1 protein-coding gene is annotated in these 244 nt (G+C 45.5%); it reads left to right on the top strand.

The features are described 5' to 3' along the window. Positions 1 to 244, top strand: a 244-nt coding sequence (locus SB756_RS34150) for a DNA topoisomerase (RefSeq protein WP_410913765.1), incomplete at both ends; no start/stop codon positions are given.

The raw sequence follows: 244 nt of genomic DNA, 5'->3' as shown, positions 1-244 counted from the left end.
CTACAGTTCTAAAGGTAATGCACAGGAGGCACACGAAGCGATTCGTCCTTCTAGCGTTACTGTGCTGTCTGGACACCTTGAAGGTGTAGATGCCGATGCTAAAAAGCTTTACGAATTAATATGGCGTCAATTTGTAGCGTGCCAAATGGTACCTGCAGAGTACGATTTAACAACCTTAACTGTTGCGGCTAACGATTTTCAGCTTAAGGCAAAAGGGCGTGTGCTTCGTTTTGATGGTTGGACC

Origin of the sequence: Pseudomonas sp. SIMBA_068, assembly GCF_046534705.1 — a bacterium.
Lineage (GTDB): Bacteria > Pseudomonadota > Gammaproteobacteria > Pseudomonadales > Pseudomonadaceae > Aquipseudomonas > Aquipseudomonas putida.
The sequence above is the reverse complement of the archived record's forward strand: the minus strand, read 5'-3'. Positions and strand labels throughout refer to the sequence as shown.